The organism is Lacrimispora sp. 38-1 (genome assembly GCF_049890855.1).
Classification (GTDB): Bacteria; Bacillota; Clostridia; order Lachnospirales; family Lachnospiraceae; genus Lacrimispora.
This window is the reverse complement of sequence record NZ_JBANEW010000047.1, coordinates 18,084-37,201: the sequence shown is the minus strand read 5'-3', so window position 1 is coordinate 37,201 and position 19,118 is coordinate 18,084. Positions and strand designations below refer to the sequence as shown.

At 39.9% G+C, this 19,118-nt stretch carries 19 protein-coding genes; all 19 read right to left on the bottom strand.

The window, feature by feature from the left end; all coding sequences use genetic code 11:
• Positions 1-4: 4 nt before the first annotated feature.
• The 19 genes from V7D18_RS10565 to V7D18_RS10475 all read right to left on the bottom strand — a co-directional run bounded on the left by V7D18_RS10565 (position 5) and on the right by V7D18_RS10475 (position 19,114).
• Positions 5-487, bottom strand: a complete 483-nt coding sequence (locus V7D18_RS10565; protein WP_426154130.1) for a hypothetical protein — start codon at positions 485-487, stop codon at positions 5-7.
• A gap of 52 nt (positions 488-539) precedes the next feature.
• Entirely contained in the window at positions 540-1,385 is an 846-nt protein-coding gene (locus V7D18_RS10560) for a DUF4886 domain-containing protein (RefSeq protein ID WP_426154128.1), read from the bottom strand.
• A 152-nt stretch (positions 1,386-1,537) separates the two neighbouring features.
• Positions 1,538-2,047, bottom strand: a complete 510-nt coding sequence (locus V7D18_RS10555; RefSeq protein ID WP_426154126.1) for a VanZ family protein — start codon at positions 2,045-2,047, stop codon at positions 1,538-1,540.
• Positions 2,048-2,074: 27 nt separating this feature from the next.
• Positions 2,075-3,283, bottom strand: a complete 1,209-nt coding sequence (locus tag V7D18_RS10550) for a Coenzyme F420 hydrogenase/dehydrogenase, beta subunit C-terminal domain (RefSeq protein WP_426154134.1) — start codon at positions 3,281-3,283, stop codon at positions 2,075-2,077.
• Positions 3,283-4,482, bottom strand: coding sequence for a polysaccharide pyruvyl transferase family protein (locus V7D18_RS10545; RefSeq protein WP_426154124.1), 1,200 nt, complete (start codon positions 4,480-4,482; stop codon positions 3,283-3,285). Before V7D18_RS10545 ends, V7D18_RS10550 begins: the two co-directional genes overlap by 1 nt.
• Before the next feature lie 24 nt (positions 4,483-4,506).
• A complete protein-coding gene (locus tag V7D18_RS10540) occupies positions 4,507-5,937 on the bottom strand; it encodes a lipopolysaccharide biosynthesis protein (RefSeq protein ID WP_426154122.1) in 1,431 nt (476 codons plus the stop codon).
• Positions 5,912-7,225 (bottom strand): O-antigen ligase family protein, encoded by a 1,314-nt coding sequence (locus tag V7D18_RS10535; RefSeq protein ID WP_426154120.1) that lies wholly within the window; start codon positions 7,223-7,225, stop codon positions 5,912-5,914. The genes V7D18_RS10540 and V7D18_RS10535 overlap by 26 nt, the downstream gene beginning before the upstream one ends.
• Positions 7,206-8,102, bottom strand: a complete 897-nt coding sequence (locus V7D18_RS10530; RefSeq protein ID WP_426154118.1) for a glycosyltransferase — start codon at positions 8,100-8,102, stop codon at positions 7,206-7,208. The genes V7D18_RS10535 and V7D18_RS10530 overlap by 20 nt, the downstream gene beginning before the upstream one ends.
• Positions 8,103-8,110: 8 nt before the next feature.
• Positions 8,111-9,316, bottom strand: coding sequence for a glycosyltransferase family 4 protein (locus V7D18_RS10525; protein ID WP_426154116.1), 1,206 nt, complete (start codon positions 9,314-9,316; stop codon positions 8,111-8,113).
• Positions 9,317-9,352: 36 nt separating this feature from the next.
• Positions 9,353-10,387, bottom strand: a complete 1,035-nt coding sequence (locus V7D18_RS10520) for a Coenzyme F420 hydrogenase/dehydrogenase, beta subunit C-terminal domain (RefSeq protein WP_426154114.1) — start codon at positions 10,385-10,387, stop codon at positions 9,353-9,355.
• Positions 10,388-10,403: 16 nt separating this feature from the next.
• Positions 10,404-11,534, bottom strand: a complete 1,131-nt coding sequence (locus V7D18_RS10515) for a polysaccharide pyruvyl transferase family protein (RefSeq protein ID WP_426154112.1) — start codon at positions 11,532-11,534, stop codon at positions 10,404-10,406.
• A 10-nt stretch (positions 11,535-11,544) separates the two neighbouring features.
• On the bottom strand, positions 11,545-12,639 hold the full coding sequence (locus tag V7D18_RS10510) for a glycosyltransferase (protein WP_426154110.1): 1,095 nt from the start codon (positions 12,637-12,639) through the stop codon (positions 11,545-11,547).
• A gap of 14 nt (positions 12,640-12,653) precedes the next feature.
• Complete coding sequence (locus V7D18_RS10505) at positions 12,654-13,811, bottom strand: Coenzyme F420 hydrogenase/dehydrogenase, beta subunit C-terminal domain (protein ID WP_426154108.1); 1,158 nt, start codon at positions 13,809-13,811, stop codon at positions 12,654-12,656.
• A complete protein-coding gene (locus V7D18_RS10500; protein ID WP_426154106.1) occupies positions 13,804-14,949 on the bottom strand; it encodes a polysaccharide pyruvyl transferase family protein in 1,146 nt (381 codons plus the stop codon). The genes V7D18_RS10505 and V7D18_RS10500 overlap by 8 nt, the downstream gene beginning before the upstream one ends.
• Positions 14,937-15,464: a glycosyltransferase gene (locus tag V7D18_RS10495; RefSeq protein WP_426154104.1), complete on the bottom strand. Its 528-nt coding sequence runs from the start codon at positions 15,462-15,464 to the stop codon at positions 14,937-14,939. Before V7D18_RS10495 ends, V7D18_RS10500 begins: the two co-directional genes overlap by 13 nt.
• 21 nt (positions 15,465-15,485) lie before the next feature.
• Entirely contained in the window at positions 15,486-15,935 is a 450-nt protein-coding gene (gene pssD / locus V7D18_RS10490; protein ID WP_426154132.1) for a PssD/Cps14F family polysaccharide biosynthesis glycosyltransferase, read from the bottom strand.
• Between the two features lie 36 nt (positions 15,936-15,971).
• Positions 15,972-17,213 (bottom strand): nucleotide sugar dehydrogenase, encoded by a 1,242-nt coding sequence (locus V7D18_RS10485; protein WP_426154102.1) that lies wholly within the window; start codon positions 17,211-17,213, stop codon positions 15,972-15,974.
• Positions 17,214-17,228: 15 nt separating this feature from the next.
• Positions 17,229-18,170, bottom strand: coding sequence for a dTDP-glucose 4,6-dehydratase (locus V7D18_RS10480; RefSeq protein WP_426154100.1), 942 nt, complete (start codon positions 18,168-18,170; stop codon positions 17,229-17,231).
• Positions 18,167-19,114 carry a nucleotidyltransferase family protein gene (locus V7D18_RS10475; protein WP_426154098.1) on the bottom strand — a complete coding sequence of 316 codons (948 nt, stop codon included), beginning with the start codon at positions 19,112-19,114 and terminating at the stop codon, positions 18,167-18,169. Before V7D18_RS10475 ends, V7D18_RS10480 begins: the two co-directional genes overlap by 4 nt.
• Positions 19,115-19,118 lie beyond the last annotated feature (4 nt).

Below are 19,118 nucleotides of genomic sequence, written 5' to 3'. Positions count from 1 at the left end.
TATTTTATACAGTCATTAAAATAACACCAAATGTAATTAGTAAATCTAAAATTATGCACACAGCAGTAACACCTATGGTAAAAGGAATCAGATTCTTTCTTTGTGGTGTAACAGATCTGCTGATAATAAGAGTGCTTGACAGCAGTCCAAGAAGCATTCCGATTAAACCGCACGAAGCCCAGCCGCCTACAATCAGAATTGCAGACAACAGGTAAGCCCACTTAGGTATACTTTCAAAAGGAACATAAGGTTTCTTTGAGTTTACATAGACTCCATCCACAGCAAGATCAATTTTATTGCCAATTGCTGTCAGGTGGACTGTAGTTCCATCCAGATTGATCGGAAAATCAAAAAGCCGGATAAACATGCTGTTGTTCTTCACTGGGGTTGAAACACCGTCAACTACTGCCTTTGCCTTAAACACTCCTGTCTTAAACGAAATCTCATGATTTATTCCGTTTACCGTAACATTCCATTTGTTTCTCATACGTATTTTCTCCATCTGTTTATTGATTATATCGAAATAGCAGAAAACTCTGCTACTTAATACCTGCCGCAATCAGCTGTAATTTTTCAGCCGTCTGAGGATCTAAATCTCCTGAATACTCAAGTCCCTCCGGAGATTGATCATAAAGAACCTTATATAAGACACATGCAGAAAGATAGGTACCTGCAGGAGACGGATGATTTTCATCTTCATCCCATAATTCAATCTCCGGAAACTGTGATGCGCACCGCATGAAAGCAATTCCTGCAGGAGCCAGCATGGCATCCAGTTCCTTTGCGATGTTCATATAATGACCTGCAATTTTTGTCTGCATCTCAGCTCTTGATTCCTTATATTTAAGTCCCGGCAGAAAATCAACTGAAATACCTTCTTTATAAGCCCAGGTCATGAGAAATACCGACTCTCCCTGTGCCTGACGGATCATAGTATCAAGGGTCCTTGCTGCGGGATACATCACATCTTCCCCCATTGTTGCAATTCCGCTTTGCTCCTGTAAAATCACATAATCCCAGGTATAGTTTTCCAGCGCATCATACACCTGGCTCCCCACCTCATCCTCACGGTCTGCAAAATATTCCAGACGATAGGAACCTTCTGTCAGTTCATAAACCTCCGGCATATATCCGCCGCTTTGACTGAGTTGCGTAAACACAGAGGGAAGGTCATTATAATAAGTCATACTGTTTCCCAAAAACAGGACGGAAGGCTGTTCCTTTACCGGATCTGGTTTCTTTAAATTCAGATCCTGCGTAAAATCCATAGGCTGGACTCTGTTTTTCTTTATCGCGCCGGATATCAGCAGATATCCCGCCAAAAGAATCGCTGCCAATACTGCTAAAATAACCATAACTATCTTTTTTAATGTTGATGATTTCATACTCCTGCTCCTACTCCTCTTTTTGTCTCTTACTTTTATCGGCATAAATGAGAAATAGTATAGCAATATTTGCATTTTTATTACTTTTTAGTAGATTTTAACAAATTCAATCGTATTTTCGTAACCTATAATTCATAGTAATATACTATATTTTACCATTTTTTTAAACCAGTATAAATCACCCACCCCACTAACGTCCCTAAAGTATTCATGATAACATCATCCAATTCGCAATTCCCTCTCTGGGTCATGTATTGAACTGTTTCAATAAAAACACTCAGCAAACAGCCCGATAAGATGCAGATCAGGCTTTTTCGGGCTTTGGGAAAGCATAAGGGTAATAATATACCAAAAGGTATGAATAACATAAGATTTTCAATTACATAGACATGTGAACGCAGTGATGTCCCCCATGTCCCCATCACTGCCATATTTACTTTATTCCTCGATAAGGAAGGTCTGCAAAAATAAACCGTTCTTGCAAGTACCACTATGTATGCAACCCAGAGAAACAGGCTGACGCCGTCCTTTTCTCTCTTTCGTTTTTTCCCCACGCAGCACCTGATCCATTTCAAAAAGAAGTATGCCGCAATGGCTGCTCCGATTCCGGATATTAAGTAGGAAACCGGTTGTTTCATATCTTCTAAAATATACGTAATCAATTATACTGGTCCTCTTTCTATGACAAATTATAGTTTCTTCTTGGCAATTCTTTCAATGGTGCCCTTAAACCGGCTGATTTTATGCTTTAATCCAACTCGTTTCCCATAGGATTTCAAAAGTTCAGCACTATATTTGGGATATCTTCTCCCCATTGCTTTTAAAGCCAGTATGGTTGTTCCCATTGTTGTACGTCTCTCATACTGATACGACTGATACAAAGGCAGTTTCTTTTCAAATTCAGGGTAATCGGATTTCGTCAGACAGCCTGCTTCCGATGCCATTAAAAACAACTCTTTTCCACACTGGGTCCTGCAAAAGACAACATTTCTTCCCGCAGCTTCCGTAAACAACGGCTTGTTATCTTCTCCCAGATACCAGGCATCTCCGCAGCTGATATCCGCCATTTCTCCGATCCCATCCAGACAGAACCGGCACATTTTACGTATATCCCGGCCCAGCGTATCCCTCCACGCACTTCTGTAATCCAATTGAAACGTCACACCGTGCCGGTCAATGGCCGTTGCATAGCCAGGCCACCCATCGCCCCGGTACCTTAAATAAACGCACCCCTCTTTCCCGCACCCCATCTTATTCAAAAGCTGGATATTGGCTTGTTCACTTGGTGCACCCGCACAAAAAAATGAAAACATGTATTTTATATGATCACTGACTCTTTTATCTATTTTTGCAAAATTGCGCAGGGCAGTCACATCGCAGGGTTTTCCTACAAATGCGTATGTTTCATCCCCATTTAAATAATCATTTATATCCCATAACGGAGCCGAAGCCGAGTATCTTGAACCACAGCAATCCAGTAATTCTTCCCGTGTTCTGCTTAAGGAGGTCTTTGTACCGATTGGATTGTCCGGATCCATTTTCGTCTGTATAATTCCATCCACCATTTTATTATCCAGCAAAAATAAGCATAATGAAGTCAGAACACCTCCGCTGGAGGCCTCAAACCAGATAGACTCATCTGTCGAATGTGACAGATAGACACCGGTATTCCGTCCCCATACAGTTCCCTTTTCCAATTCCCGGCACTGCATTCCACTGGCCGGACAAACGTTATCACAAAATGAATGAAAGCCCTTATCATTGCTGACAGCGTTTAAAAATCCTTTCTTATCTTTTTCCCATTGTGCTTTCTTTTGTGATATGCACAATCCGCAGCCGGAACAGAATTCCGTGTACATCTCATCACTCCCGGCATAAACTGTATTTTCCTGTCTCATCAAGTTCCTTCCCCTCCATAAAGCAGCGTCTCAAGGTTATCTTTTAATTGATTGGTTTTTTCACTTGCCAGCCTGTTGCACGCAATGACCTCTTTTTTAAGTTCCGTATGCTTCTCGATCCATTCCAGGGTTTTTTCTATCGCCGAATCAGTGGTTTCCGAGCATCCATGTATGACCCTGCCATACCCCAGGCTGTCAAATAATCCTTCAAACTTCCGGCTGTAAGAAAATGGGACGCAGGCTACGTTTGCAGAAAATGCCCCGATTGCCGCATGCATGCGTGCCGCAATAAACCCATCCATGCGTGCAATATGAGACTTTACTTCCATAGGTGTGGTAAAATCATCAATCACGACTAAAGCCGGAAATTCCTTTTTTAATGCATATACTGCAATCAGATCATTATCCACATTCTGGGTTTGATAGGACAGAACATGGGGAATTAAAAAAACTTTATATTTTTTCAGGAGACTCCGTATAACCTCCCTGCAATATTTTTGATAATCTACGGTAAGTCCGAATTGATTGTCTCCGGTGTAACCTCCATTCCAGAGCAAGCCGGATGGATTGAATCCAATGCTTACGATCTTATTTTTATGTTCACTTTTTGTATAGGGCAGAGCAAATGCCACATCTGTAGTCAGGACCGGTTTTCTTCCGCTTATTTGAAACGTATAATCTGCTGATAACTGGTCCCGGGCATAAACCTCTTTGCAGCCACTTATGACCTTTACAGCCATATCCCTGACATCTTTATCCTGAAACGGCCCGATTGTCTGGCTTCCAAGCACCAGTGGAATTCCCATATCAATGATTTTCTGTTTTAAACCAGTGCGTACAAAAAAACGCCTGCGTCCATAGATATCTGTAAAACTATCTCCTGCAGTAAAATCAAAAACAACATCGCATTTCTTTATTTCAGATGAAATCATATATTTACCGTAAACCATTTTATAAAAGCAAAATCCAATGTTTAAATTTTTATAGGTATACTTAGGCAGAAATTCCCTCATACACGTTGTGTAATTTCCTTTTGCTTTTAAAAATTTCTTTGCCGGAAACGTTGAAATTATGGATATTTCTATTTTATCTTTCTGCCTTCCTGCGATCTCATCAATGAGATTTAAAAAAGCATAGGAAAGAGCTTCACAGCCCTTATTGCCTGCATGAAACAGCAAACCTGATATTCCAATTTTCATATGTACTACTCCCCGACCTTTCACTTATTTTTTCATCATCTTAACAATTTCTTTTCTTTTTATTACCATTACCAGTCCAAGTACTGCGATTAAACTGTAACGGATCATCATGTAACTGTAAATTTCTGAAATAATTACCGTAATCAAAACCACAAAACAGGACAAACCTAAAATTCGTTTATTATCATAGACATGACTAAAACCTAAATGCCTGACACAGCAATAATGAAAAAATGCCAGCAGCCCATAACATACCAGTGTTGTATATCCTGCAGCAATAAATCCGAATTCAGGAATAAATATATAATTCAGAACTAAATTTAAAACTGCAACAGAACATGTGGCTGCCATTACTGTTTTGGTCTTTTTTAAATACAGCTCCAGCCTCATGTATAAAGAATAACAGGCTGTAAAAAACACTCCTGCTGCCACCGATGGAATTACATAAATTCCGCTGTGATAACTTTCAGGCGCTAAAATACAGATAATTTCAGGTGCAAATAAAGTACATAATATCGTAAGACCGGAAAAAAACAAAAGTACCTGATTCCCTCTTACTTTTATTGACTGATAATTTTTCCGTTCCATCTGCTGATAGATCCAGGGTGCATACGATGCATCTACCGCATTCCAGAAAATCAGCATGATCCCTGCAACTGTATAAGCAACATTGTAAACAGCGGTTGCACTTGTATTAATCAATTTGCTGATCATGATCCGGTCCGAGCTTGAAAGAACATACATGGACAAATAATGGGGGATGAGCGGAAGATTAAATTCCAATGCATATTTCCAATAAGCGAATTTAATTTTCCCCTTTGCTTTTATTATTATAAAAATAAAAAAGAAAACACCGATACCAATGGAAACAGATTCAGCTGCCATTACTTTTGTTACGGCCTTGTACTGATCGGAGACCATCAGTACGCAAACGACCGATAACACAAATGAAAGTAAGGAGGTCACTATGGTAACAGCAGTAATCCCTTTATATTGATACTCAAACCGCTGCTTTCCCATCCAGTAATTATAAGCCGGGGTAAAAATAAAGTATAAAAGCATTACCGCCATAAGGCTGGCAGGCATATCAAACAGAGGATTTAACCACCTGTAAAACAAAAAATATACACCCATACATAGAAACGTACATAGATTAGCCAGGCACATGATGGAAAAGGTAAACGATTCCCTGTCTTTTTTAAAATCTATCATTCCATTATTAAAAACGCCGCTGGCCATATTTAACGTTGCGATAATATAGAGCACGCTTTGCCAGGATGTAAACGTTGAAATGATACCATATTCCGATGATGACATGATTCTGGTAAAAACAGGCCCGCTGATCATGCTCAGGCCTTTTTGAAAAAATTTCGCAAATATCATCGCCATGGAAGATTTCGCAACCGGTGACATAGCATTCCATTTTTTTTTATATTTCACTAGAGCATTCATCATTCGCAGGTTCTCCTCGTTTTATAAGCTGACAATGGGCAAAAAATAATGATAATAAAAGAAACAACATCCTAAAATCATCTGATGCAGCAAAAGACAGACCGCTTATAAAGTAAATAAAGGCTGTTGTCAAAATCATAAAACCAAATGTACATTTCCCGCCTTTTCCGGTAAGATCACTTTCCCTGTTTTCCCACAATCTGGATATAATGCTGATTAACATAACCAAATAACTGATTAAACCTGCCATACCATACCGGTATAGATGTACTAAATACTGGTTTTCAATTGAAGTCTTAATCATTCGTTTACCGGTTAAAGTCGTAAAGGCATATTCGAACGGGCAATTCGGACCTAATCCGAATAAAATTTTGTCTTTCACTGCTTCGAATATCCAGGTATATAATAAAAATCTCTGCCCGATCCCATTTGCATTGGAACCAAAGGAATCTGAAATTTCATTCGCAGTTTCATAATCATACAAAGCAACAAACATGGAAATAAACTGATTTAAAAAATTATTTACAACCGGAATATTAACCAGCAGAACCACAGCCGCCGCCGCTGCCATAACCTGCAAAAAATGTTTTTTTATAAATTGGATCATTCCCGATTTTAGTAACCAGATAAATTGCAGTAAGATTGTACATAAAATGATTGATCTGGTCAGCGTTGCAAGTATATTAAGGAGTACTAACCCGTAAATAACCGCATATTTTTTTTTCTGAACCTCTTCCTGCTGCATTTTCCATACAACAATTGGTAAACACAGCATCAGAAATGCACCATTATTCGTAAAATTTGTACTTGAACCATAGCTTCTGTATAAACCAAATCTGTATCGCTGATATCCGGCAGAACACACCAGATCCCATATATTAAATCCTGTTAAACACTCAAGAATTCCCAGAGCTGCATATATTGATAAAAAAAGCAGAAACATATTGATAAACTTATTTATATCCTGTTCTTTCTGCAATAAATTATATATAATAATCAAAATCAGACACGTATCAATGAAATAACCAATACCTGTAGAAAATTGGTAATGTATAAAAGAAATAATCCCGGCAATTACAAAATATAGTATCATGGGAATATCAATTATCTTATTGGATATGGATAGTCTGCCTTTTCTAAGTATGAGACAGAGAACAAATACAAATAAAATTACGATCCGATAACTAAATGCACCGAAAAAATATAATCGCCTCGGCAGAAACATAACTAGAAATGCAAAAACATCGATGGTGAAATTTTTTAATAAAAATTTATTGCCCATTATAGCCATTACATTTTTCCTTTTCTTCATATGTAGTTAAAATCTTCAAATAGCTTTTCAGGGAATTGATACAATTTCTATACACAAACCCATTCTTTTTGTGGCTGCTTTTTAATACAGAATCCGTGGAAGCATCTTCTTTATGATAAATAGTGATATCAGGACAATATATGGATTTCAGATCATTTTTCATTAAATGCAGGAAAAGAATATCTTCTTCCATATATAGAAACGTACTGGGATCCAGCCCCTCAAATCTGGAACTATAATTCTCAGAAAAAACCATAAAGCAACCATGGATCCCCACATTTTCATGGGAAACCAGCCGTTCTTCCACTGAAAACTGCGGTATATGCTCATGAAATTTTGACATTATCCACCGGTAGTACTTGTCAAGACCGAAGAAGTTTAATCTTAATAAACGGTAATATCTCCGGATCGCCCGCCTGGCCCCCTGAGCCGAAAGTATTTCCTTACGCAGTGGAGAGGAACAAATGCTGCCTTCCCCGGTTATAATCATGGGTCCCAGTACAGCATAATCCGTCTCCTCATATTTCTGCTTTAATTTTTTATAGATCCAGCTCTCAATTAAATGAACATCATTATTCATTAAAACAAGAAATTCCGGATGATACATTTCTTTTGCGTAAGAAAATCCTATATTATTGCCCCGTGCAAATCCAGCATTAACATCACTGTGAAGCAAAATAATATCAGCATCCTGCCCCAGAATCACATTTAGTTCTCTCCACGAATCATCCGGGGAACAATTATCAACAATAATTATTTTATAGCTACCCGTATCAATATATCTGCGTATGGATGCCACACAGCTGATTGTCATATTGATTGCAGTATAGTGAAGAATCACAAAAACAATATCCATAAATTATCTCACCGCCTTAAAATCTCATGATATACTTGTTCAAATTTATCGATCTGCCTGTCTATATTATAAATATCAATGGTTTGAAGTATGGAATTAAAATACTTTTTATAACGTTTACGTTCAGCCAGATTATCCATTAATTCAGCCAATTGACCGGCATTTCCGGCTTCATAAGTTTCCCCGCCCTGTGTATTTTCTATAATCTCAGGCATTCCGCCGCAGCGTCCGGCAATCACCGGCAGACCGTATTTATTTCCCTCTATCAGAACCCGTCCAAACGGCTCCGGCCACACAGAAGGAACGATAAGGATATCGCTTTCTTTATATTTTTCCGCCAGCCTTTCATTGTCAAGCTTTCCACAGAATACAATGCGGGGATTTTGTGCAGCACATTTTCTCACATATTCCTCCATTTCCCCATTTCCGCAGATAGAAAGCTCACAATCTTTGTACTGCATGCGTTCAAATGCCTGGATCATATGTTCAATGCCTTTAAAATACACAAGACGTCCTGCATACATAAACTTAATGTGGGGTGAAGTACGGTCCTGCTTTTCTTTCATAATCGCTTCTGTCTCACTGTGATTTATGGCAACACTGTTAAAGATGCATTTCTTTACTCCGGCACGTTTAAAGCACCCGGCTGCAAGGGAGGTTTCAAGGGTATACCTGGAAGGAGCGGTAACACAGGAAACATATTCTGAAAAGGAACGCATATAGAGCCTGTGTATCATCCGTATTGCAAAATTGGCTTTATGACCATACTGAACCGGAGATACAACGGAGATGTCCCTGATGGTATGTACAATGGGAATTTTATATTTATATGCAGCTTTCCAGATCAGGTACGACATCCCATAAATGGTATTGGTATGAACGATATCCGGTTTAAACTCTTTGCAGACAAACTCAAAATCTTTCCTGCATTTTACATTGCAATAGCAGAGTAACTTTTGCTGGATTTTTTCAAATTTACCCACGTTTTTTTTATCATAGCTAAACCGGTACAAATTAAAATCATTGGATGTGAACCGGTATATCTTAACACCATTATGTATAGCTGTTTCACAATTTCCATCTCTGGAATCCACGCTGAAAATCCCAACCTCATGCCCTTTTTTTACAAGCCCCTCTGCCAGCAATTTAACGCTTTGTTCTGCTCCGCCCTGCATATTAGGATAATAAAATGTATTTACAATCAGAATCCTCATAGTATGTTCCTGTCCCTTTCATGCAATTTTGTTGTATTACCGTATTTTATCCCGCCGTTTCTTTCGATACAAATGTATGAAAGGAGTTTTTCTTGCAACCTTTTTGATAAGAAACACCACTTTATATTTCATGCCATAGTTTATATACTTCTTTATGACGGCTTCAAAACCGGTCTGATCATAATCTTTCCAGAATTCATCATAAAGCTCGGGTTTTTCTGTCCGCCTGCTGAGATTATGCTGGTATTTCCTGTATTCCTGGCTTTTCACCTCCTCCAAAAACATTTCCTGGTTCTTTTGTACCGTATCTGACAAGCTCTTTACTAAATCCATTCCTTTTTCTGTATTAACCAGCATGAGCGACACACCGTATTTCCATGGTATTGCAGTATTCATGTTTTCAATTCCCCAAAAATCTCCCAAAGTAATATCACCTGGTCTGTCCATGTTAGAAAACGGACAGGAAAAACAGGCTTTGGCCGTGATATATCCGGTCATATGCAGGCGGGAGAATACAGACAGTAAAGCCGTATTCTTTAATACCACTCCATTATCAAAACATGCACGGGCCGGGTATGCCTTCCACCCCTCCGGCTTATAACGGAACGAGTATTCTTTTAATCCAGCATGAACCTTTTTTTCCAGCCACTCTTTATAATCGTTCCATACCCGTGTTTTTGGAGTTCCATGACAAATCAGATCAACCGTAAAAAGCTGGTCTTTTGTTATTCCTTCCCTGTCAATATAATTTTTAAGCGCTGCAACCTGGCACGGAGTGCCGGAAAATAATACAAAACAGCCATTTTTCAATTGACTGGCGATCTCAGAGTAACAATCGTTACAATCACTTTTCACATATTTAGAGCCCTGAAAAATACTGCATTCTTTTGCGGATGCAACACCCGTGTGCTGCACTTTTAGACTGCTTGTCAGTTCAGCGCCGTAAATATATTTTTTACGGTTCTTATGTAAGAGCTCAAACGCATAGCACAGCCCTGTAAATGCACCGCCTGAAGTACTTCTCATCACTTCCGTATCCGTGTTTTTAAAAGCATATACCTGTTTATCCATCAGACACCACCAACAATCATGCGATTCCCAAAGCCTTTTTCAAATAAGACTTTGATTTCACTCTTTTTTCCTTTATTATGTTGTCGACCATGTCCCAGTCTATAGCTTTCATACTTAATATGTCTCTCACTGTCGCATTATCTCCAAGCATTCTTGCCGATATATGAAGCATATTCTGCAAATCGGTTAACCGGTTCATCTGGTGTGCTCCGATTTTGGGAAACAGATAAAATTTCCTGTGATACAGACAGTTGAAAATCATACAGTGGAATGAATCTGTAAATACAGCATCTGCATACCGAATGACACTGATAAAGTCAGAAGGGGACGCATCCCAGTATTTAATATCACCAAATTTTCTATCATATTTATTGATGTGTTCATGATCCAGAAAAGGCATTGTTACTATTTTTAAATTGATAAAATGAGCATACATTTCTATAAGTTTTCGCTGCTGCTCTGTCCCTCTTAATAAATAGACAAAGATATATTTTTCATTAAAACGCCTGGGGGGGCAAATATTATCCCAAACAGTACGATCTGCCAGAAGTGTGGGATCTAAAACGGTTTCACAGTCTTCTGTTCCCAGAATGGAAGAAATCAGATTGCGTCCGCTTTCTTCCCGGCACGAAACCGCATGAAACGTATTAAGATTTTCTCTGATAATTTCTTTCTGATCTTTCGTTACCTGGTCAATGCCTATACTTGGTGCATATGCAATTTTCAGTTTACCCGGGTTCACAAATCCCAGCCAGTAAATGCTGTCCAAAGTGGTCAGTTCCGGATTCCAGATCTGATCACTGCCGCATAGAAATCCATCGTATATTTCATTGGCCGTATCGATGGATTCTTCTTTATAATGTTTTTCTGAAGTCTTAAGGTTCTCATCAACAAATTTCTGCAACGCCAGATTACGGTTCCTCAGCTTCTTTGTACCAAATTTCCACACAATCCTGTGAATGGTTTTCCTGATACCAAATGTTTTGATTTTATGGTAGAAATTATCCACGGAGGCTACTTTCCCGCTATACTGATTCAGTATTTCATAATCAATATTTTCAAATTCATTCATTACACGTTGCAGAGCATATGCCTGCAGTACAGAACCATAGTTGTTTCTCCACCAAGTTAATCCTGCTATTTTCACGGCAACCTCCTTACGTTCCTGCATGTGAAACATCTAAATAGATATTGACTAATTGTTTTATATTTTCATTCAAATCGTATGATTTTTGTTTTAATGTCTTTCTACACTGCTCACTGGTTTTGCACCTGTTTTGTTCTCTGTTTTTTATGTCCTCAATTGCCCGGCACCAGCAAGCCGTGTCTCCTAACGGCAGATACCTGGTGAGTCCCATATCCGCTTCATTCGGTACCGCATCGGAAGCAATGCATGGCAATCCCCCCGCCTGCGCCTCTAAAAGCACCATTCCCAGCCCTTCCCACTTAGAGGGAAAAACAAAGCAGTCCATGGCATTTAACAGATTTTCCACATTCTTATGTTCGCCCAGCAGCATGACATGCTCCTCCAGTTTCAGATCTGAAATTAATTGTTCCAATTCTGGGCGCAATGCCCCTTCGCCTATACAAATCAGCTTACTATCCGGCACATGGTCATGAAATTCTTTAAAAACCCGCACCAGATACTCATGATTTTTCTGTTCATTGATCCGGCCTATATGACCGATTACAAATTGATTTTCCAATCCCAGTTTTTTTCTGTTTAAACTTCTTTTTAATTCATCGAAGCGAAACGTTTCCGTATCAATGGCATTATTTAAAACAGTATAAGATCTGCCTTTGTACAGCCAGTTCCCTGCTTCTTCACTGCAGGCAAGTCTGATTGTGCTTAATCTGTAAAACAATGGAAGCAGCAGACTGTTTAAAAGAGGATTGTTACAGGTTGTGTTATGACAATGCACAATCCGTTTTTCAATCCCGCAGTTCTTTGCTAATACAAGTTCAGGCAGCATCATAGCACTGTTTCCATGAATATGGACACAATCAAAATGCCCATTTTTTAAAAGCAGCTTTAATTGTTTAAAATATATTTTGGAATGTGTCCTTCTGCTGGCCAGCCTGTAATAAACAAGACCGGATTGTTTCAATTCTTTCTCCAGTTCCGGATGCAGATCAAATACCGCATATTCTATTTGAAGCCCCGGACTTTTTATCCGATAGCAATAGTTTCGAATAACACAGGCAATTCCCTGATAGGTAAATGGCGTTGTATTAATTACTAAAATCCGCAAACAGAGTCCTCCTTCTAATTCACACTTTTCAGTATTTGAACAAGCTTTCCCGGCAGAAATGCTTTCAGTCTTTCCTTCATACACACTCCCACCTTTAGATTTTCAATAAATTTTTCGTCCTTGATTCTCTCATAAAAATTATCCCGCCCTGCGGGTCTGCCTGTGGGATGCTGCAAGTTCCCCTGTTTCGGAAGAATTGCCTCCAAACTGGTTTCTATTACACTGGCCTGTCCTTTCACCCTCTCAAATAATTTATTTCCCTGTAAAGAATTGATCAGAACGGCGGAAACTCCTGCTGCCGATGCAAATCCGGGATTACTTTTTTCCACCCCCCAGAAATCTCCCACAGTAATATCACCGACCCGGTCAGTATTTGCATATCTGCATTCATAGCAGCACTCCCGGTAACAATCCCCATTTATAAAGTGCTTTCCGTATTTATCAAGGGAAAGGAGGTTCGTCTCTGTTTTGGTCTTTGTCTTTAATAGATACTGGGTCCCCCACCCCCGTTTTTCTTTTGAACGGAAATTAAAATACTCCAGCTTCTCTCCAAGCTTTTTTTCCTGATACTCAAAATACTTTCTTAAAAATTCCGGTGAGGGGACTCCATGGCAGATCAGATCCAGAGTAAACAGATTATCATAGGATCTGGCTCCCAGATACTGATACAGTCCGGCCACCTGACAGGGCGTACCTGTAAACAGAGCTAACTTTCCTTTATTCAGTTCATGTTTTACTGATTTATAACAATCATTTACATCTGACTGAACATATTTTGATGACTGTAAACGATATAAATCCTCTGCCTTATCCACCTTTATGTGCTTTACTTCCAGTTGCTCCGTATAAGCACATCCATAGACACTGCCACCCGCCTGAATGACAGAACGGGCAAACAGGTCTGAAGCGCCCCCGGAAGCGGATTGTAAAATACGCTTTTTATCATTATTTTTCAATCCGAATACCCGGACCGGTCTGCGCCCCTGGGGTTTAAAATCAAAAGCCGGACATTTCTTTAAGCATAATCCGCATCCGGTGCATCGCGTCTCATCTACAGAGGGATATAAAAAGCCTTCCCGATCCGGCTGTAAACGTATGCATGTCTGGGGACAGGACTGCTCACAGCTTCTGCAGCCAACACACGCCTTCCCGATTTTCATTATATTATCCATGCTTGTCCTCACCGTAACAATCAATCTGTTTCTTCAGATAATCCAGGGTTTTCACCCGTTCCGCATTAATAATCCTGTCAACCGCTGTGTAATCAATTGCTCTTTCCAAAACTGATTCAATCTCATTGACACTTGCGGCGACCTGTTCAGATAGTCCGGTCCTCTTTAGCAGATCACTCAGTTTTTCCTCATTTCCGTAGGAATTACCTGTACTCTTACAGATAATCGTTGCAAATTTCCGTTTTGTTATTATAGAAAATATGGTTCCATGAAAGGTATCTGTAATAACAGCTTCCGCATTCTGAAAATATGCCAGCACATCAAACGGAGAACAATCGATGAAATGATCCGCACATCTGTGGATTCCGCCTAAGGAATAAACTTTCAATCCTTTCTTTTTTGCGTAAGCGAAAATCCAGTCATTTATTTCTCTGGAGATTCTTCCGGAATACGCATAAAGAATCAGATACCGTTCCTTCGTCTTTATATGGGGAATCAGCCTGCATTCCCCTATGTAGTCATACGCCAAAACAGGATCCAGGTGATATTCCGGTATCACACCCGATAATTCACTTACAATACGGCCTGAATTTCTGTCACGAACCGATATCGCATCAAATCTTTTTAAATACCAGCCGATCTCCCTGTCCTTGTGATACTGTCTTAATTTTTCCATTGTTGTATTTCCAAAAGAAGCTGCATAGGTCAATAATTTTTTTGCCCTCTGATTTTTTCCGAACAATTCCAAAGAATAACCAACATTGGGATTGGACTGAATACAATTAAAAACCTCATCACTGCCGATCACCAATGCATCTAATTCCGGCAGGTAATTCATTTCCGGTGTAATTCCAAGGATAGGCAGATACTTTCCGGCAAACTGCTTTTTATATAAAACAAACTGAATCCGATGCTTCCATGGAGCATCATACTGAAATGCTCTAAACACCTTGCGGACTTTCAAAAATGATCCCGGCTTTTGAAATCGTGATTCGGAAATCAACGGTTTTTCTGTGTGATAATCCACAAACTCCACGTTATGCCCTAATTTTTCAAGAAGCATCTTAAGCCCATAAGCCTGTAAAAAAGAGCCGTAATTTACAATTCTCTGCATGGATAAAATTCCTACTTTTGCCATCGGTCAGTCTCCTGGTCGTTTCTAAACAATCCCTTAACAAGCAGTTCCATCTGTTTATTGAATGCTCCGTTATTACTCATAATTCCTGCCGGTATACTGGAAATAATACTATCGTATCTTACAATCACATCTGCAAGCTTTGAGATCTGATAAACTGGAATGATGTTTCCGTATCTCTCCTTAACTGCTTTTGTAAACTCAACCTGATGATTGTTTACATGCTCATGAAACTCATATTGTCTCGGCACCACCACCGGAATTTTTCCAATCTGAAGCGGCATAATAAAACTGGCAGGTCCGCCGTGGGTAATCACGATTCGTGCATGTTCAACATTTTTCACCATGTCGTCATAAGGAAGCAGCTTATGCCACTCACAATACCGGGGTTCATAGGTGCTGTAACCGGTTTGAATGATTACATCTTCCAGGATGATCCCAGTTTTTTTTAATCTGTCAATTTCTTCAAGCAGCCTGTTAAATGGCTGTTCATGTGTCCCAACCGTCGCAAAAATCATTCATCTGCCCCCTGTAAATAATTAAAATATGCTGCCCAGGTTAATTGCCTTTTTATATATTTTTTTCATCTCCTCCCACTGGACAATAAACTTATCCGTGATAGGATATACCATTTTACCGGTCATGGTAGACTTATCAATCCGGTCATAAACCTCGATATAAATCAGCCTTGCTCCGAACAGCTTTCCTATATAGAAGAACGGAACTGCCACAGCTGCCCCCGAAGAGATGATGATATCCGGCTTTTCTTTCCGGATGGTCTTCCAGGCAAGCCGCGTATTAATGAGCAATGCTTTTAAGCTGCGATTTGTAGGATAATAACAGGATATTATTTTTTCATCCTTTAACAGACTTTTTGCATCGTCTTTATTAAAGGTTACCCAAAACCGCTCTTTGTCCTGCCAGAATGATTTCAGCATATATAAATGAGTCAGATGACCGCCTGATGATCCCACCAGGCAAATTTTCATAGTTTCGTTTCTCATTTTCCCATCTCCCGATTATCATCAATCTCTTCTATATAAATCTCTTGTATATACCTTCTCCTCCACATCATCCAATACGGAATCATAGCGGTTTGCTATCACTGCACTGCTTATTTTCTTAAATTTGGTCAGATCATTTAAAACCAAACTTCCAAAGAACGTACTGCCATCTTTGAGCGTCGGTTCGTAAATAACCACTACCGCTCCTTTAGCCCTGATGCGTTTCATAACTCCCTGAATGCTGCTTTGCCGGAAATTATCAGAATCAGCCTTCATCGTCAACCGGAATATTCCAATAACAACCCGCTTCTCTTTACCGGCATCAAATCCGGTATTTTCTGCGTATGTATAATATCCGGCCTTTTGAAGAACCCGGTCTGCAATAAAGTCCTTTCTCGTTTTGTTTGCTTCCACAATTGCACTCATGATATTCTGGGGTACGTCGTAATAATTAGCCAGAAACTGTTTCGTATCCTTGGGCAGGCAGTACCCGCCGTAACCAAAGGAGGGATTATTATAGTAATTGCCGATTCTTGGATCCAATCCCACTCCCTCTATAATGTCCCGCGTATTCAGCCCCCTCATCTCAGCATAGGTATCTAATTCATTGAAGTAGCTGACTCTGAGAGCCAGATATGTATTGGCAAACAGCTTCACGGCTTCCGCTTCCGTTAAATCGGTTAAAAGTATGGAAATATTGTCTTTGACTGCTCCCTCTGCAAGCAATCCGGCAAATGTCTCTGCTGCTTTCTTTAGTCTTTTGTCCTCCTTCGGCGCACCCACAATAATCCTTGAAGGATACAGATTGTCATAGAGTGCCCGTCCTTCTCTTAAAAACTCAGGACTGAAAATAATATTCTCACAATTATATTTTTCTCTTATAGATTCTGTATAACCTACAGGAACTGTGGATTTAATCACCATAATTGCATTTGGATTGGTCTTTATGACCAGTTCAACCACCGCTTCTACAGAACTGGTATCAAAGTAATTCTTTACCGGATCATAATTTGTCGGGGTGGAAACAATGACGAAATCAGCATCCCTGTATGCAGCAGCTCCGTCTGTTGTTGCTGTTAAATTTAAATTTCCTGCCGCCAGATATTCTTCAATCTCTTTATCCATGATCGGGGATTTCCTGTTATTGATATCAGCAACCTTTTCTTCTAAAATATCTACTGCCTGTACCTCGTTGTGCTGCGCCAGTAAAATTGCATTGGATAACCCCACATACCCTGTACCGGCAACTGCTATTTTATACATCTTCTGCACCTCCATTTATCTGGCATGATTTAACTCGATAGAATTCCACCAGCTCTGATTATTCCAGAACCACCTGATTGTTTGCCTGATCCCTGTTTCGAAATCATAAGAAGGGGTCCACCCCAGTTCATTTTCAAGTTTTGACGGTACTGGTACATTGCACTTCTTATCTGCCGGATAATCTTTCACAAACCGGAGAAGGCTTTCAGATTTATCCAGCACCTTTAGTATTGTCTTAACTGCCATCAGATTCGTCCTTTCATTATGACCGCTTATATCGTATACCTCCCCAGCCTGTCCTTCCTGAAGAATGAGATCAATTGCCCGGCAGTGGTCCGATACGTGAAGCCAGTCACAGACAGTTTCTCCAGTTGTGTACATTGGTATTTCCCTGTCTGTAAAAGCCCGGACAATCGCCATGGGAATCAACGTTCGCAAAGAATGATACGGACCGAAGTTGCTGGAAGATCGTGAAACGGTAACCGGAAGACCAGATGATTTGTAACAGGCGAGAGCATATAAATCTCCGCTGGCTTTGGAAACGCTATAGGAATCTAATATACCCGTATCATATACCCGGTCCGTGGATACCTGATGGTACCGTCTGATTCCATATCTGCGGCATGCTTCCAGCAATGTAACTGTACCGGTTACATTGTTCCTGTTAAAGACGTCCGCGTCAGCACCATAAAAGCCCGCCTGATTTACTTCTGCAAAATTTACCACAATATCCGGTCTCACCGTTTCAAACAGTTGAAATACAAAAGAACGGTCTGTAATATCTCCCTTTACAAATTTGTAATTAGGACGATCCTCAATGGATTCCAGATTTTTTAAGTTTTCCGGTAAAATCAGTAAATCTACAGTAATAATGTCCCAGGATGTATATTTGCTGACCATGTACTGTACAAAATTACATCCCACAAAACCAGCACCACCCGTGATGACCAGCTTCATAATCTGCCTGCTCCGCTTACATGTTTCCCATACAGATCTGCATGGTATTTTCCTTCCTCTATCAGTTGAGTGATCTGATTTTTCACCTCTTCTTTATCTTCCTGATAGGTAACACCAAACCATTTGTCACTGGTTTTTAAAACCGCCACCTTCGCCTTACCCCTTTTTATCAGGTCATCCATCAGTACCGGTAATAAATACTCTTTCTTTTTTTCACCATCATTCATACTTTTTAAGAAATGAACAAATCCAGCTTCCAGATCTGTAAAAAATCCGGGAGTCACCCCCCACATATTCATAGATACCAGATTATCACCAGATAAATTTATCCGCTTCCCGCTTTCATCCTCGCCTTTGACCGTTCCGTCTGCCTGCCTCTTAATATGAAATGTTTCAGTCACAGACGACAGATTTCCTGATTCATCTATTGAGCAGACGCCTCTCGTCACATCACCATTGGGACTTAACGTATTGCCCAGCATGAAACCTGCCATACAGAAGCTGCCGGGTATTGTCTCTTCATGGGTGACCAGATAATCGTGTATTTTAATAAAAGCCTCTTTACCGTAATAATCATCCGCATTAATTACTGCAAACGGCTCCTTCAGGATTCCTTTGCACGCCAATACTGCCTGTCCTGTTCCCCATGGTTTTTCTCTTCCTTCCGGCAGGAAAAATCCCTCCGGCAAATCGTCCAGTTCCTGAAAAACATATTCTACAGGAGCCAGTTTCTCAATTTTCCTGCCAATTACCTCCTTGAATTCTTTTTCAATATTTTTACGGATAATAAAAACAATTTTGTTAAAACCGGCTTCCAGGGCATCAAAAATGGAATAATCCATAATGATTTCTCCATTTGGTCCAACAGGCTCCAGCTGCTTGATTCCGTTTCCATACCTGCTTCCGATTCCTGCTGCCATAATTACAACTGCTGTATCTCTCATTTTT